This window comes from Desulfuromonas sp. CSMB_57 (genome assembly GCF_020194955.2).
Taxonomy (GTDB): domain Bacteria; phylum Desulfobacterota; class Desulfuromonadia; order Desulfuromonadales; family Syntrophotaleaceae; genus JAFCIY02.
The window spans coordinates 1-14,187 of record NZ_JAFCIY020000002.1 but is presented as its reverse complement, the minus strand read 5'-3'; the positions used below and the strand labels follow the sequence as shown (position 1 = coordinate 14,187).

The window sequence follows — 14,187 nt, the reverse complement described above, 5'->3', positions numbered from 1 at the left end:
AACATCTCATTTTTCTACCAAATAGGTAGACTCAAAACCATTAAGCCAAGTATTATAAAAAGATTTATTTTTTCCATATGAATTGTCAAAAATTACAACATGTTTTTTCAATAAAATTCCCATGATTGCGCCATGGAGTCGTGTTGAATATATTTTTTCGTAGCTATTTATAAACTTCAATCCAATTTTATAAAGTCTCGGCATATGAATTTTTAGAGCATACCAGTCAATAAACTTTGATAAATATAATACGACTACTTTATTTTTAATCTTATTTCTAATTTTAATTAGCCTGGAAAGAATTTTTGTACAAAAAAGCTTTTTTTCCATTCCAGGCCAATCTTTTTCGTCATTATTGTTTTGCTTTCTTAACGTTTCAAAAGCATTAAAAATCCGCAGTTCCTTATCTCTCCTGAACAATAATAAGGTCTTATCGAAATTTTTGTTTTTACAAACTGAATTTTTTTTCGGAAAAATAAAAAATGCCATGTCTGGAACAAGTAAAATTTGATTACTAAAGTATTTTTCCAGAAGCTTTTTAGTCACGGAATCCCTTGCACAAATGCTCAATCTGGGATGCATGCTTAACTTCAAGGCGTCTTCCATCATTACAGTTTGATCTTGATAGTGAACTGTTTGAGGAAGGATAACTATTCTATTATCATAAAATCTTTCAACAATCTTTAAAACAAATTCGGTGTGCCTACGCCATAGATCTCCAAAATTGCCACCACCATGCAATAAAATAATCACATCTTTATCGATATCAGGTGGTATATACGTTTCAATAGATGCTCTATATATGCATGTATATGGAAGGGTTGCCAAGAACGATTCAGTCCCCTTCCAAATTAGCGAGTCACCAATATTTGAATAATAAGGCAAGTCAAGAAATACATAATCATTGCATATCACTGAACTTAGACTATTTTTTATTATATTTTTTATATTTAGTAGCCTGCCTGAATTGTCCATGAGTCTTGTTCTTATTTAAATAGAAAGCAATTCTCTTTTAATTTTACCATAGACTGAGTTTTTTCTAATTTAGTGAGAGAATTTTTTACAATCAGCGTATCTACGATGATACTTGGAAAATGAATCTATGATATCCGCCGCCTTTTCGGGCAGGGAGGTAAAATCATTTTCGCCGACATATGACATTCCATTTACCTTCCAACTGGAATTTTTATACATCCGCAACATGTTTTCTAATATTTCATTCATTTCTTTTTGTTTAAACGGTGACGAAATTAATAGGCCGGCCTTTGCCTTGGCAACATGAAACGCATATCCGCATACATCGGATACCAGAATCGGCAATCCAACCGCCATGGCTTCCAGCAATACCATTCCTGCCAATTCATGGTAGGAAGGATGCAATAGAATATCGGCCCCCGACATGAACCTGAACACATCAGATCTCGGCCCCCAAAACATCACCTGGCCATCAACACCGAGTTCCTGCGCCATCCGTACGAATGGTTTTTCGGTCCCCTCACCAACCACCCATAGCAAACACTTCTTACGCAACTCATTAGGCAGCGAAGCGAACGCCAACAAACTGCGGTCAAGGCCTTTGGTCTGAAATCCCGACCCAACCATTAAAAGTAAACATGTTCCTTCCGGAATGTTCATTTCGTGACGAAAGGCATCCCGTGATTTTTGAACTCTCTCCATGTCCATTGGATCACAGGTGATTCCGGGGGGCACCTGATGAAACCGCTCTTCCGAAGTTTGATAATAATATTGGTATTTTTTCTTTTCCGACGCGGTCAGAGTCAATATTTTAGTTTTTGAGGCTTTTTCAAAAACCGCCCTTTCCAAGGCAGAATAGATGAGATATCTAAATCCAAATCGAGAAAGGAAATTTTTTTTATATTTTTCCCGGGCTACGAAGCAGGAATCTCCGCAAAAATAAATATCCAAGCCAGGGATTTTATTGAAACCAATCACACAATCCGCCGGTGATTCTTGCAACCGCTTTTTTACAGCCATTGCGAACTGCAAGCAACGTCCGGCATTGGTTAAGGCATGAGAAGGAATAATCTCTATTTCAAAACCTTGCGGAACTTCCGCCTGCCATTGCAGGGTATATACAGCTATTTGATGCCCACGTCGCTGACACTCCAGTGCAATTTTCAAGAAATCACGTTGCAGTCCCCCATAGGGAAAATATTTGAATATACAAAATACGTATCTCATTGATTAGATGTCGCTATACTGCCAACTCTCCATGAAAATCATTTTGAAATAGTTACTCTAAATGTTCGCTAGACAAGATTTTACTTGGAAAACTCATTCAGTGCTGCAAGGATTCATCTAACCACTTGTAAAGTTCGGATTTCTTTAGCCAATTACGCAGGAACCGTTTTCGATCTTTATTCCAGAAGAGCCGAAATTTCGCTATCCACACTGTGTTTCGTCATGGCATCGAGATCTATTAGCCGGATCCGATTCGTTGGACCAAATCAGATTGGTGCCTTTCATATCGCCGTGACTGATTTTGCCCTGAACCAATCGTCGAAAAAGGTTTTTGATTGCGAAACGCTCGCTGAACCGTGTGCGGTGGGCCCCATGGGGGAAAATGCTTGTGAAGATGTCCACCACCCACATATTCCGTCATCAGTCATGCCCCACTCCGCAAGGGGGCGCAACGCTCTTCACCCATAGCCAATGGCATCGGAGTTGCTATGCCAAGTTCTTTGAGGTGCTTTGCCGCTTTCCAACACCTCCAGGCCCGACGGGGCCTCCAACAACGGCTCAAGCGGTTACTCCGATTTTGAATATTATATCGCTTGTTCACCACCTGAAGGCCATGAGGGTCCAATTTTACCGCTGTGGTGGTGTCGCATGGCTTTAGCGGCCCTCCTCGGGAAATGGCCAGTTCCGGATCCTTCAGGAAATCGGAGAGCCATGGCCCGGCTGTCGGAGTCACCCCTAAAACGCGGCGCCAAGAGCTGTCAACAATCAAATCCATGACGGATCACAGTTTTTCATGAGGGGTCCAAGGCGAAAACTGCATCATCATCAAAGGTCGTTATCCTTAAGAGAAGGAGCATATTTACGCTGAAAACGCGACCTAAGACGAGCTGCTTTTTTCTCAAGCGCCAAGAGAGTCCCGGCCTCTTGTGCCATGATCATCCGTAGGGGGACGCCAAAATACCACTTCAGAAAGCGTAAGCGATCGCGTTTGGTCAATCCGGCATCCAGAGCAGAAAAATACAGCCCGGCCAAGTCTTTATTCCGCCAGCGCCGTGGCACTCGTGAACGCAATTGGGCTCGGTGCAGATCGATCAGGGAAATTTTCAGTTGGTCATTCTGAAAGGGTTGGTCGGTATGCAATAGAAGGTGACAGAGATAAAAATCACGATGATTAATCCCGCCCTGGTGCATTTTGCCGGCGATGTCGGCAACTCTCTCGAGCAACGCCCGTTTCAGAGAAACCGGGGGGGGCTCGGCAACCCAGTTGCGGGTAAAATCCTCCAGGCTGATTGTGTGACCGAGGTCCTCCGTAATAATGAAGGATCGCACGCTAGCCGGATTCCGACCTTGAATACCGTAGGCGACCGGCCGCATGGTTGGTATCCCAAGTTTGTGCAACCTTTGAATGACCTCCCACTCATTCCGGGCGCTGATTACTGGAAGGCGCAAGTAGACAAGATTTTTCCAAATCTCCCTCCACCCTACGCCACGGTGAATTTTTACAAAATAGCCGCGACCCTCAATTTCGGTGCGCAAAGTGCGACGCGCCTCCAACTCGCGAAACACGACGCCCTGGAGTTTTTCAACCTCAATAAAGGGATCCCTCTCTTTCCAGAGTGCCTCGAAAGGCGGCTCGAGATGTAATTCATGCATCAGGGCCTCGGATCATCCGCCTACTCAATGGAACATGTAGTTATTCAAATAGCTCGTTTTCAATCAAGCCACATAAAAAATGAATGATGGCGCCATGTGCCGTTTGGATGACCGGGGTTGCCGATGCAGGAACAATGAGATTAATATCCGCAATATCTGCAATCATGCCACCATTTCTGCCTAACAGTCCGATGGCCAGACAACCTCTTTCTTTTCCGACGCGCAAGGCATTATAGACATTTTTTGAATTGCCACTGGTAGAGATACCGATAACCACATCACCAGGGCAGCCTAGTGCCTCAACCTGCCGGCTGAATATTTCGTCGAATCCGTAATCGTTTCCCACTGCGGTAAGGATAGATGAGTCAGTAGTCAACGCAATTGCCGGCAACCCCCGTCGTTCCTTTAAAAAACGCCCCACCAACTCGGCAGCAAAATGTTGGGCGTCGGCGGCGGACCCGCCATTGCCAAAAACCAATACCTTTTTTCCTTGCCGCAATGACCGAACAATTTCTTGCCCACATTGGAGCATTTGGTCGCCAACCTGGTCCGCCAACTGTGCAAAGGCTTCCTGCAGTTCGAAAAAATTGGCACGTATATCATCTATCTTCATCTGTCGTTCTCCCGCAACCGGACCCAAAGGCCAAAAGTTTCGATACTGCTTCATGAACTTGGCTTACACTGATGCTTCTGGCACATTCCGCATCCTGCGGACAAGTCTTTTTCAGGCAGGGTCCACAAGGCATGGGCGCCTGCAGACGTATATGTTCCTTGCCTCGCGGTCCGTTGCGCGTGGCATCGGTAGCGCGAAAAATGGAAACGGTGGGTCTTTGCAGAGCCGCGGCAATATGGATTGGGCCGGTATCGCCGCCCACAACCAGGGCGGCCCGCTGCAACAGGGCCACCAGCTCCTGAAGAGAAGCCCGCGGCCAGATGACGGCACGGCCGTTGCTTGCCGCGGCAATCAATTCCGCCGCCTGCCGTTCCTCATCGTTGCCCCAGATGAGGACCGGCCGAAAACCGTTTTCCAGAGTCAGGCGGCGCACCAACTCCCGCCAGTAGTCCAGCGACCACAACTTGGTTCGCCAGGTAGTTCCGTACTGTAACACAAGCAACGGCTGTCCATCAAAACCGGCCTGATGCAGCTGCCGATCTACTTGGGCGGCAGCACCCTCATCGACATGGAGCGGCCCGGCCAAAGGAGCTTTGCCACCGCTGGGAAATGCTTCCCGCGCCACGGCCAGGGAGCGGTCGCTGATATGGTGATCGGCTTCGCCCAAAACCACCTTCCGGTTGGTGGCCAGAAGATTGGGCCACTCCCGCACCCCGTGGCGAGCAAAACCGTACCGCAACCGTGCCTTGGACAGCAGGGTGAACAAGCCACTTTTGCAGTTACCCTGCAGGTCGAGTACCACATCGTAGGGCTGTCGCCGCAGGGTACGTGCCATCTCCAGCAGACCACGCAGCAAAACAATAAACCCCTGACGGCGCCAGCGTTTGAAGCCCAGACGATGCACCCGATGCAATAAAGGATGCCCTTCGAGGAGTGGTGCCAGGCCCTCCTCTACCAACCAATCAATTTCAGCTTCCGGATGGAGTTTCTTGATATAGGCCAAGACCGGCAGAGAATGGACGACATCTCCCAAGGCGCTGATTTTGACGATTAGAATTCGCATAAAAACTCCGGCGGTTGCATGAATGCCGCCAAGAACTCCTTGAATGGGCCGTTGCGAAAGAGCAGCATAACCTGGCCAAGTCGTGAACTTTCCAAATTTCCATTGTTTTTTTATACCGCCCTGCGGTAATCGGTTTCACTTTGGAGGGCATTCTTCGATCGGATGATTGAATTTCAAATCCGGCAAAAGGATTATCAGCCCTTTCCTGCAACCAGTTCCTGATATAAGGCCAAATGCTGGCTGATTGTATCAGTCACGTTAAAATGCTGCACGATGCGCTGTTTGGCTGCGCACTTCATTTCAGCGACCTTGTGAGGGTTCTCATATAATGTCATCACCGCTTCGGCAATAGCTTCAGGAGATTTCGGCGGTATTATCAGACCGGAAACGCCTTGCTCTACCAATTCGGGACTCCCCCCGGAATTGGTAACCACGGCCGGGACGCCTTGGATCATACCCTCGATGATAGCTCTAGGCAAACCTTCCCGTTTTATCGAGGGAAGAATACAAATATCGCAAGACTTAATCAAAGCCGGCGCATCCCGTCTGAAACCCAGCAACTTTATCTTGTCTGCATTGGGGCTTCCGGCAATCACTTTCGATAGCTTCGGGTTGCCGATTTTTCCGATCAACAACCAATAAATGGGCGCGTCCAAAGGCAGGAAATAAGTGGCCTTAACCAGATATTCCAAGCCCTTACGGGGACGGTCGTTGACCGTACAACCGATGACAAACGCCTTCTCCGGGACGCCGAATTGGCCTAACTCCGAAGCCTGGGCAGTATACCAGGAAGGATCATGCCCTTTGTAGATGGTGCGGGCCTTGCGCACGGGAAAAGGCAATCCGAGAAAGCGCATGGCATGAAAATAACGGCGAATGGCATCGGCGACACACACGATGACATTTACCCGGGGGTGTAAATAAGTGGTCCACGAGGCCGGATCCCAGTAACTTACATTCCCCACTATGCCACGATAGGCGATGAACTTAAGCGGAACCCCTTTACTTGCCAGCAAGCTATTGGAAACCGTCTTATTGTTGAATGCATGCAGGATATCCGGTTTGTGCTGATGAATTTGCTTGGCAATAGCAGCGACGCCTGCGCGATCATAACGTCCCTTCAAGGAAAGATCCACTACCGGGACTCCCGCCTCCAACAGCAGATGGCGATTGGGCGCATCAGCCGGACACATTACCACCAAGCGAATGCCCGCGCGATGCAAGCCAATAAAAAGGTTGGTCTCGGGCAAATCACTATAACTGGCTACAGCAAGACATGAGATATTCAATCAAAATCCTCCTTAACGGATGAGTTCACAACCGAAAAGCTTATTTCTAAAACATATGACCTGCAGAAATCCACCGGGAATCTTTTATCATCGAAGGATGGATTTTAAATAGCTATCAAAGAAAAAACGAATGATATCAATACTATGGCCTCTCTAAAAATCAGCTCCATACCCAGCAAGGAAATAGTGAAAGGCATCATCATCAAAATAGAACGAAGGAGTAAATTTGGCGATTTTCCGCAGGGAGCGCTGAAACCGATCGATATTTTTTCTCTGCCATATACCACCCCTACGCGGGCCGCTACGGTCAAAATCAATCAAGTAAACTCGCATCTCATCATCCAACAGGACATTGTTGGCATTTAAATCCGCGTGATAGATGCCGGCATCATGGAAGCGCCGCACGCAGGCACCTATAGCCGCCCAGACCTCGGTCGAAAGCGGGCTCTTTTCCAGCAGTGCGGAAAGGTTCTGGGCCGGGGCAATGCGTTGGGTGATGAGATCGCACCGATAATATCCGAATTTTCTGGAGACGAACGCGGCGACCGGGCGCGGTACCGGGAAGCTCCGACCATATAAATCCGCCAGGAGGCGCCACTCCTTCCATGAACGGGTATGCTCCAGACGCCAGCCTGCGAATTCATCCTCAAAAACCCTGGCCATGACGCCGCCGCGCCGATAATGACGCCACACCCATTCCTGGCTGCCGAAACGGAGGAAATACCCCCCGCCCCGTCCCACCGTGGGTTCCATCAACAGGGCCCGCTCCGCCAGGGTTGCCGCGTTGAAGAGTCCGCTGAAAGGCTTTGCAAGCAAGCTGGAATCATATAGGATGTAGCCGCCGTCCAATCTTTCGATGCGAGGAACGATATTGCTACCGTTATCTGCTCCACCCAAGAGCATCTGCATATTGCGACTTTCTGCCATAGGGGACGTCACCCACGTTCTGCCGACGGTACGAACCCTCCAGCATCACTGGCCGCAGGCCGCCATCACCTGGATAATCGGCAAGGCTGAAGTGGGTCTGATCGGCGATCTGCCGGGAGTTGAATTCATTGTTTTCGATAAAAAGCTTGGCTGGTCTGCTTACAGAAGCCTTTTTGCCTCATTGAGAAACAGGCAATTCGACGTTCTGTTGCACATGCAGGTTTCTCTGCGCGCCAGCCTGGCCAGCCTTGCCGTCAAGGCGCCGGTTCGCCTGGGTTTTGATCGGGCCCGCGCCAAAAACCTGCAATGGCTATTTACCAATTGCTCGATTGCAGCCCGGACACGGCAACATGTGCTTGACAGCTTTCTGGAATTTCCGCGCGCCCTGGGTCTTCAAGAGACTGTTATGGCATGGAACATCCCCATTCCACAACAGGCAAGAGACTTCGTGGCAAAAAACATTCCGGAAGACCGTCGCGTACTGGCCATCAATCCATGCTCCAGTGTTCGATCCCGGAATTGGCGCAATTGGGACATCCAGTCCTATGCCCAAATCATCGATCATGCGGCACGACAATACGGCCTGCTGACCGTTCTGACCGGGGGTCCTTCGGCGGCGGAAAGGGAATATGCCGAAGCCATTGCCGCCAAGGCGGCCAACAAGCCCATCAATACCGTGGGCCGTACGACCCTGAAGGAATTGCTGGCCGTGCTGGAACGTGCCGAGGTGGTGGTCGCCCCGGATACGGGCCCGGCGCACATGGCCAATGCCGTCGGCACTCCGGTCATCGGGCTGTATGCCAGTTCAAATCCCGAACGTACCGGACCTTACCTTTTCCGGCAGTTCACTGTCAATAAATACCCCGAAGCGGTCAGGATGGAATTCGCGAAGGAAAGCGATGCGGTTCGCTGGGGAAAACGGGTCCGAAACCCGGATGCGATGAACCTGATTCGCGTTGCGGATGTGGAAAAGAGGCTTGCCGAAATACTGGAAAAATAAGTTCCCTAAGGCTCATCCTTGAGAAGGGGGGGAAACGGTCCGCTTTCTCCAATAACAGTCGGTTTGAACCGGCCCGAACCTATAAAGGAATCAAAAAGTGGCTCTTCAGCAGAATCTGTGGGTGACCTTCGGTTCTGGAAGATCACCAAGTGTATGATATAGGGCGACTTTCAGAACATCGAAGCTGCGATAACCGTATGCTTTTCTCGATGTCACTTTCGCCTTGTTGTTCAATCCCTCCACGGCGCCCAAGGCAACCCGGCCTTTGGCCCGAAACCAGTTGAGCAACAACCCCCGGTGAGAGCGCAGCATGCGGGCAACCTTCTTCATCGGAGTCAGTCGGGAACGCATGGTCCGTTTGCACCAATCATCCAGGAACCGACCGGCCCACCCGGGAGTCTTATAGTGCCAGAAGCGTCCGAGATCCTCTTTGAGCAGATAGGCCCGCACGGTCTTGAGGTTCAGCTTCAGCAGTTCCTTGAGCTTGACCGTCTGCGTCTCGCTCAGATTCTCGGGACGCTTGAGCAAACACCAGCGACTACCAGTCAGGACGGGCTGTTGCCCATGGGCTTTGAGTTCCTTGGCTTCTTTCGCCCGCACCTGGTCAATGGCCTTGGAAACGTGAGTCATGATATGGAAGCGATCCAGCACATGCAACGCCTGACCGGCCACCTCAGCGACAATGCGCAGGTATGGCTTCCACATGTCGCTGCAGATAAACGTGAGCCGGGCGGTACGCTCTTGCCCGAAGTCCTTGAAGAACTGCCGCAAGGTTTTCTGGGTGCGCTCTTGGCCGACCCACAGCAGCCGCCGGCAACCGGCATCGATCTGGTAAACCAGCGTCAGATACTTGTGTCCTCGCTTCCATGCGATCTCGTCGATGCCGATGGCGGTCACGTTCTCCAAGTTGCGGTGGGACAGTCCCCAGGCGACCGCCATCTTCACCGAGCGAAAGACGTTATCCCAAGAGGTTTGGAAAACGGCGCCGACCTCCTTCCAAGACAGTCGCTTGGCCCAGCGGGCCAGGAACCACGCATAGGTGGTTGTAAGATGGTTCTTCCCCTCGGCCCACGGCACCCTTTCCACCTTCACGCCGCAGCGCGGGCAAGCAACCCGGCGCATGGCGTAGAGGAAGAATACGGCGATGCCCCACAGGGGAACGAACTCGAAGCGGCGCTTGGAAAGAACGTCATACCCGGAAGCACGTCGGCCGCAACCAGAACAGGTGGGCCGACTTCCTTTCCGAGCCCGGATTTCAATCTCAAGGACCCGGCGGCCCCGACTTTCGCTCCAACGGACCGCCCCGTAGACAAAACCTCTGTGCAACTGGACCCGATTGAGGATAGACTTAAGCAGCATCCCGTTCTCCTCTGTCCGGTTATGGATTTCTTGGTCGGAACCCATAATGCCAGACATGAAGACGGGATGCTCTTTTTTTCGGTACCGCGATGACCCCTCAGCTCACAAGGGGGGGGTGAGATCTACCCACAGATTCTGCTGAAGAGCCATAAAATATTTCGATTCTCATGGATTAAAGACTAGTCGGCCAACCCTCCGGAATCAAGGCCGGTGGTTTTGTCCATGGCTGTTCTGCCAACGCCTGCTGGAACCACTCCTCGCGAAGGTTCGCATGCTCAGTGACGATGATCTGGAACCCCGGACAGAGCTCTGTCACAAAGCGGTGTAATAGCGCAAACAAAGTCCGAACCCGTTCAACATCCGAGTCGGCTTCTGTTCGCTCAAAGGAACCATCTGCTTCTTTGTAGGCAGTTTCCGAGGGGAAATAGACCTGTGTCGGCTGATCCAGGAATAAGAATTGGGGTATGGGCCGCCCATTAGCGGCGGCAAACTGGTGGAGGGAAAGCAGTGTCCCGAGGTGATAGGCCAGATGATTGGCCCCGCCGCCGGTCCGGTGCATGGGGATGGGCCGGTCCGGACGATCCACCACCACGGTAAGATTGGCCAGGTCGAGACGGAAGTTATACTCGGAAAACTCGGCCCGCAATTCCTTCGCATAGCTGCTGATTTTGCTGGAGATAATGTTCAGAATTGAGGCAAGCCGTTCCTTGCTGTCATCGGCGCCCGACTGCTTTTCCAACTCTTCGATGCGGCGTTGCAGCGCTCTCTTTCTCTTCTCCGATTCAGCAACATCAGCTTCCGGGCTGAAGGTATCGAGAAAATAGCTGATCCTGCCGACGACTTTCGCGGCGGCGTTATTCAGGCTGCCTAGTCGCGCAATGGCCTCATTGGTGGCAATGGCCGACGCAAGCTCCTGTTCCTTGTCCCTGATCAATCGGTTGGTCTCGGCAATCTCCCCGTCAAGTTCGGCTATGAAGGACTGCAACTGGGGCCGCTCTCCCGTCACTCGTGCCATTTCGGTGTTGAGTGAGTGGAGCTCGGCCAGGAGCGCCGCTGCAATGGGCGAATCCATCCCCAGGTTTTCTTCGGCAAACGGCCACTGCCATGCTCCGGTTTGGGGATTACGCGGCAGGGCGTTGATGGATGCCAGGCGGTCTTGTTGTTCGCCGGCCTCACGGCTGAAACCGTCCCCCTTGTCCGCAAAGAGCCGTGCCGCCTCCAGCCGCTGCTTGAGGGTCTTCCGTTCAGCCCGGAGTGTAAACAGTTCGTTTTCGAGAGCAGATATTCTGCCGCTATCCTCATCCGGCACGGTGGCCGGTTTCCACTTAACGGCATCACTTAGAAGATCGAGTATCTCCTCCGTGGTTTCCGGGGCGCGGTCCGGTTTGACTATGCCCAACTGTCTGGCTTCGGACAGCAGGCCAACCCCATTTGTATTCAGTTGCCGGCGGGACTGCATGGCCTCGACAATCGCTTTCTCCAGAATGCGCAGTTCCCGGCGGGCCTCCCGTAATTTCGACTCGATTTCGAGCCGGTCCTGTGGAGCGACACCCAGCAGGATCGGGAGCGTGTCCTTGATCGTCTGCTGCATATGATCTTCGTTCTGCCGGTAAAAGAGCTGTTCCTTGCTGGAGATGATGCCGATCTTCTGGAAGAGGTAAAAATAGGTATGCTTGATGGTGGCGCTGTAACTGGCTCTGCTTTGGTGCAAGGGGACATCGGTCTGATTTTCAGGAATGCCGAGGAGATTGCTGAGCAGGGAGACGACCGTATCGTCGTCAGAGTTTGCGGCAAGTTCGGAAAACTCCGGCGCTGCCAATGCAGCCCCCCGTCTGATCATGGCCTTGGAACAACTGGAGTGACCCGAGCCGGGCGATGGCTTGGCAACAAGCACTTGCTCGCCGGCAAACTGGTAAATCACACCGTACCAGGAGACTTTGTCCCGAATGACCCCTTCCGGCACATTGAAAGTGCTCCGCCCCATGCAGTATTCCACGATCTCCGACAGGGCCGATTTCCCGGTTGATGACCGGCCGGTGATGATGTTCAGGCCGTCGGGATTGAAGAGAAGGACTCGCTTGCTGCCGGAGTGGCTGTAGACAATGATGGCGACTATTTTCATGGACGGACTCCAAACGTAGTGTAGATTGTCACGCGGTCGCCGATGGCGGCGAACTTCCTGCCGAGAATCTGCGCTGCCTGCTGGCACGCTTGTGATTCGGCAGTGCCGAAGAGTTGCTTGCGAAGGCAACCGCGCGTCGCAGTTATCCTGCCATCGGCGCTGATACTGATTGCTCCCTGTTGCATGAGTAGCCCGCATGCTTCGAAGGTATATGGCAGCAGGCTCCTGGCCCGCTCCGGCAGACCGACCAGAATTTCCGGGTTCTCGTCCACAACTCTGGTAAGGTAGCTGCGAGTCCCGCTGATAATCGCCTCACGGCTGACCTTGTGGAGACTGAGCGGCAGTACCAGCAAGGAGAGGGAAAATGGCATTCCCTCCTGTTGGGCGACCTCAAAACTCATCAGGCTGCGCAGCAGCACGACCCCGCAGAATGCTGGGTTAAACAGGTTTCTGATCTCTCGCGGTCTCTCTGCCCATGCCTTCATGACTGCCCCGCTCCAACGATTTCCTGCAGCCGCTGCATGAACCGGGGGTGCCAATGCACACGTGGTGTCGGCGCTTCGTTGGCCAGCATGTGGTAGCTACCGATCAGCACGTAGGCCTCGGTGACCTCCCGCCTGATGCGAAACCGTGGGCTGTCGTTCGTTTCCACCCAGTGCAGCAGATTGCGTCCTGTGGCGGTCAAGGCTTCTTCGGAACAGTCATCGTCGAGGCTTTCGCAGAGGATCGCCCGGTAACGGTCCCATTCATCCACGAGCCGGTCGTCATATTGCTCAACTTCTCCGTTAAGGGTCAACTGCTCCCTGGCCCAGGAAGCGCGTTGCTCGAAGGCCCGGTAATAGTCGAGGATGGCCCGGCGAATCCGATCCGTTTTCAGGCCGAGGGCTCGTAACTGGGTAACGAACATACGGTCGTCCGCGTCGGGGTTCACCTCTTCCAGGGGCTCTTTGCCGAAAAAGTCGATGGGAAGATTATCCGACTTGAATTGATCCGCAATGGCCGCAAGCATCTCCGAAACTTCCCGCCCTTGGGCTGGTTCGCTTCGCCCGCCGGTCATGAGTTCGATGGCGACGTTTACCCACCAGCCTTCGAGGCGCTCGTAGACAGGGGGGCGGAATGCAGAGGGGACCGTACGCATGCGGTCCATGACGGCAGCGGGAATGTTTTCGATACGGACCTGGTTATCAAAAATGGTTATGCGCGCCAGGAAGTCATCCTTTTCATCAGCGTCGAGTGTACTGAACAGGTCTTTGGTCTTCAGGATGGTCTTGGATGTCGTCATCCCCAAGATGGCATCTGCCGTGGCGGCAAGGTCGTCGGGTTTACTTTTGCCGGGGAGGAAGTTTTCTAGAAACGAGCCTTCAGCGACGGTTCCGGTAGTGAACAGGAAAAAGGTGAGTGTATCGGCGGCTTGCTTTTCGGCTTTGAACCGGGTGAGCCAGATCCGCACCGATTTCCAGAAGTCCGGGCTCAGGTCTGTCAGGCGGTCGCCAGGGGCCTTATGCTTGAGAGAGGCGAGAATCTGGCCTTCCTCAGGGTCGGTAAAGTCAAGGTCATCATCTCGTTCAATGAAACAAGCGGTCTCTTCCGGTAGCCTTATCATCTGCAATAGAGCATATCGGACTTGGTAGAGATAGCCGAGAGCCTGTTCGCAAGCGGAAAAGTTGTCAGTTATGGCAGACATGTAATATCACCAGAAATGTTCTTCTCATTTTTCCTCCCCCAACGAAAAAATCAGCGGCGGCGTAGCGACCGTGAGTCTAGTAGATATTTTTCGTGAACCATGGCAGTTCCCCCGTCCGCTGGATTGACTGGTGTACGCCCGGCATGGGCGTGAACTTATGGGGTGCAAGTCCCCTGTACGGTGAATCCAAACCCGTCTGGAGACGGGGTCACGAAAGTACTAGCCGACGGCAAGGGCGTCTCCGTGAGGAGGGGTCCGAAGGAAGCCCGAGGGCA

At 52.0% G+C, this 14,187-nt stretch carries 12 protein-coding genes; 1 reads left to right on the top strand and 11 read right to left on the bottom strand.

The window, feature by feature from the left end:
• Positions 1-6 precede the first annotated feature (6 nt).
• The 7 genes from JQN68_RS01460 to JQN68_RS01430 all read right to left on the bottom strand — a co-directional run bounded on the left by JQN68_RS01460 (position 7) and on the right by JQN68_RS01430 (position 7,729).
• The gene (locus JQN68_RS01460; RefSeq protein ID WP_225072303.1) at positions 7-975 is read right to left on the bottom strand and encodes a polysaccharide pyruvyl transferase family protein; all 969 of its coding nucleotides are present in this window, start codon (positions 973-975) and stop codon (positions 7-9) included.
• 69 nt (positions 976-1,044) lie between these two features.
• Positions 1,045-2,142, bottom strand: a complete 1,098-nt coding sequence (locus JQN68_RS01455) for a glycosyltransferase family 4 protein (protein ID WP_225072302.1) — start codon at positions 2,140-2,142, stop codon at positions 1,045-1,047.
• An 885-nt stretch (positions 2,143-3,027) separates the two neighbouring features.
• On the bottom strand, positions 3,028-3,855 hold the full coding sequence (rfaP, locus tag JQN68_RS01450; protein WP_225072301.1) for a lipopolysaccharide core heptose(I) kinase RfaP: 828 nt from the start codon (positions 3,853-3,855) through the stop codon (positions 3,028-3,030).
• A gap of 40 nt (positions 3,856-3,895) precedes the next feature.
• A complete protein-coding gene (locus JQN68_RS01445; RefSeq protein ID WP_283775328.1) occupies positions 3,896-4,468 on the bottom strand; it encodes a D-sedoheptulose 7-phosphate isomerase in 573 nt (190 codons plus the stop codon).
• On the bottom strand, positions 4,455-5,531 hold the full coding sequence (gene waaC, locus JQN68_RS01440; protein ID WP_249620972.1) for a lipopolysaccharide heptosyltransferase I: 1,077 nt from the start codon (positions 5,529-5,531) through the stop codon (positions 4,455-4,457). Before waaC ends, JQN68_RS01445 begins: the two co-directional genes overlap by 14 nt.
• Positions 5,532-5,725: 194 nt before the next feature.
• Complete coding sequence (locus JQN68_RS01435; protein WP_249620971.1) at positions 5,726-6,820, bottom strand: glycosyltransferase family 4 protein; 1,095 nt, start codon at positions 6,818-6,820, stop codon at positions 5,726-5,728.
• A gap of 153 nt (positions 6,821-6,973) precedes the next feature.
• Entirely contained in the window at positions 6,974-7,729 is a 756-nt protein-coding gene (locus JQN68_RS01430) for a 3-deoxy-D-manno-octulosonic acid kinase (protein WP_249620970.1), read from the bottom strand.
• Here JQN68_RS01430 and JQN68_RS01425 point away from each other — a divergent pair.
• Positions 7,677-8,747, top strand: coding sequence for a glycosyltransferase family 9 protein (locus JQN68_RS01425; RefSeq protein ID WP_349632290.1), 1,071 nt, complete (start codon positions 7,677-7,679; stop codon positions 8,745-8,747). The genes JQN68_RS01430 and JQN68_RS01425 overlap by 53 nt on opposite strands.
• Before the next feature lie 105 nt (positions 8,748-8,852).
• On the opposite strand, the gene JQN68_RS01420 is transcribed toward JQN68_RS01425, so the two are convergent.
• From JQN68_RS01420 to JQN68_RS01405, 4 genes are all read right to left on the bottom strand, one after another.
• Positions 8,853-10,106 carry an ISL3 family transposase gene (locus JQN68_RS01420; RefSeq protein ID WP_225073710.1) on the bottom strand — a complete coding sequence of 418 codons (1,254 nt, stop codon included), beginning with the start codon at positions 10,104-10,106 and terminating at the stop codon, positions 8,853-8,855.
• 172 nt (positions 10,107-10,278) lie between these two features.
• Complete coding sequence (locus tag JQN68_RS01415) at positions 10,279-12,228, bottom strand: DUF3732 domain-containing protein (protein ID WP_225073711.1); 1,950 nt, start codon at positions 12,226-12,228, stop codon at positions 10,279-10,281.
• A complete protein-coding gene (locus JQN68_RS01410) occupies positions 12,225-12,713 on the bottom strand; it encodes a three component ABC system middle component (RefSeq protein ID WP_225073712.1) in 489 nt (162 codons plus the stop codon). Before JQN68_RS01410 ends, JQN68_RS01415 begins: the two co-directional genes overlap by 4 nt.
• The gene (locus tag JQN68_RS01405) at positions 12,710-13,912 is read right to left on the bottom strand and encodes an ABC-three component system protein (protein WP_225073713.1); all 1,203 of its coding nucleotides are present in this window, start codon (positions 13,910-13,912) and stop codon (positions 12,710-12,712) included. Before JQN68_RS01405 ends, JQN68_RS01410 begins: the two co-directional genes overlap by 4 nt.
• Positions 13,913-14,187: the final 275 nt, after the last annotated feature.

Coding starts and splice junctions, on each gene's coding strand:
- JQN68_RS01415 (WP_225073711.1), bottom strand. CDS start 12,228: ATGAAAATAGTCGCCATCATTGTCTACAGCCACTCCGGCAGCAAGCGA.
- JQN68_RS01460 (WP_225072303.1), bottom strand. CDS start 975: ATGGACAATTCAGGCAGGCTACTAAATATAAAAAATATAATAAAAAAT.
- rfaP (WP_225072301.1), bottom strand. CDS start 3,855: ATGCATGAATTACATCTCGAGCCGCCTTTCGAGGCACTCTGGAAAGAG.
- JQN68_RS01420 (WP_225073710.1), bottom strand. CDS start 10,106: ATGCTGCTTAAGTCTATCCTCAATCGGGTCCAGTTGCACAGAGGTTTT.
- JQN68_RS01410 (WP_225073712.1), bottom strand. CDS start 12,713: ATGAAGGCATGGGCAGAGAGACCGCGAGAGATCAGAAACCTGTTTAAC.
- JQN68_RS01405 (WP_225073713.1), bottom strand. CDS start 13,912: ATGTCTGCCATAACTGACAACTTTTCCGCTTGCGAACAGGCTCTCGGC.
- JQN68_RS01445 (WP_283775328.1), bottom strand. CDS start 4,468: ATGAAGATAGATGATATACGTGCCAATTTTTTCGAACTGCAGGAAGCC.
- waaC (WP_249620972.1), bottom strand. CDS start 5,531: ATGCGAATTCTAATCGTCAAAATCAGCGCCTTGGGAGATGTCGTCCAT.
- JQN68_RS01430 (WP_249620970.1), bottom strand. CDS start 7,729: ATGCAGATGCTCTTGGGTGGAGCAGATAACGGTAGCAATATCGTTCCT.
- JQN68_RS01425 (WP_349632290.1), top strand. CDS start 7,677: ATGCGAGGAACGATATTGCTACCGTTATCTGCTCCACCCAAGAGCATC.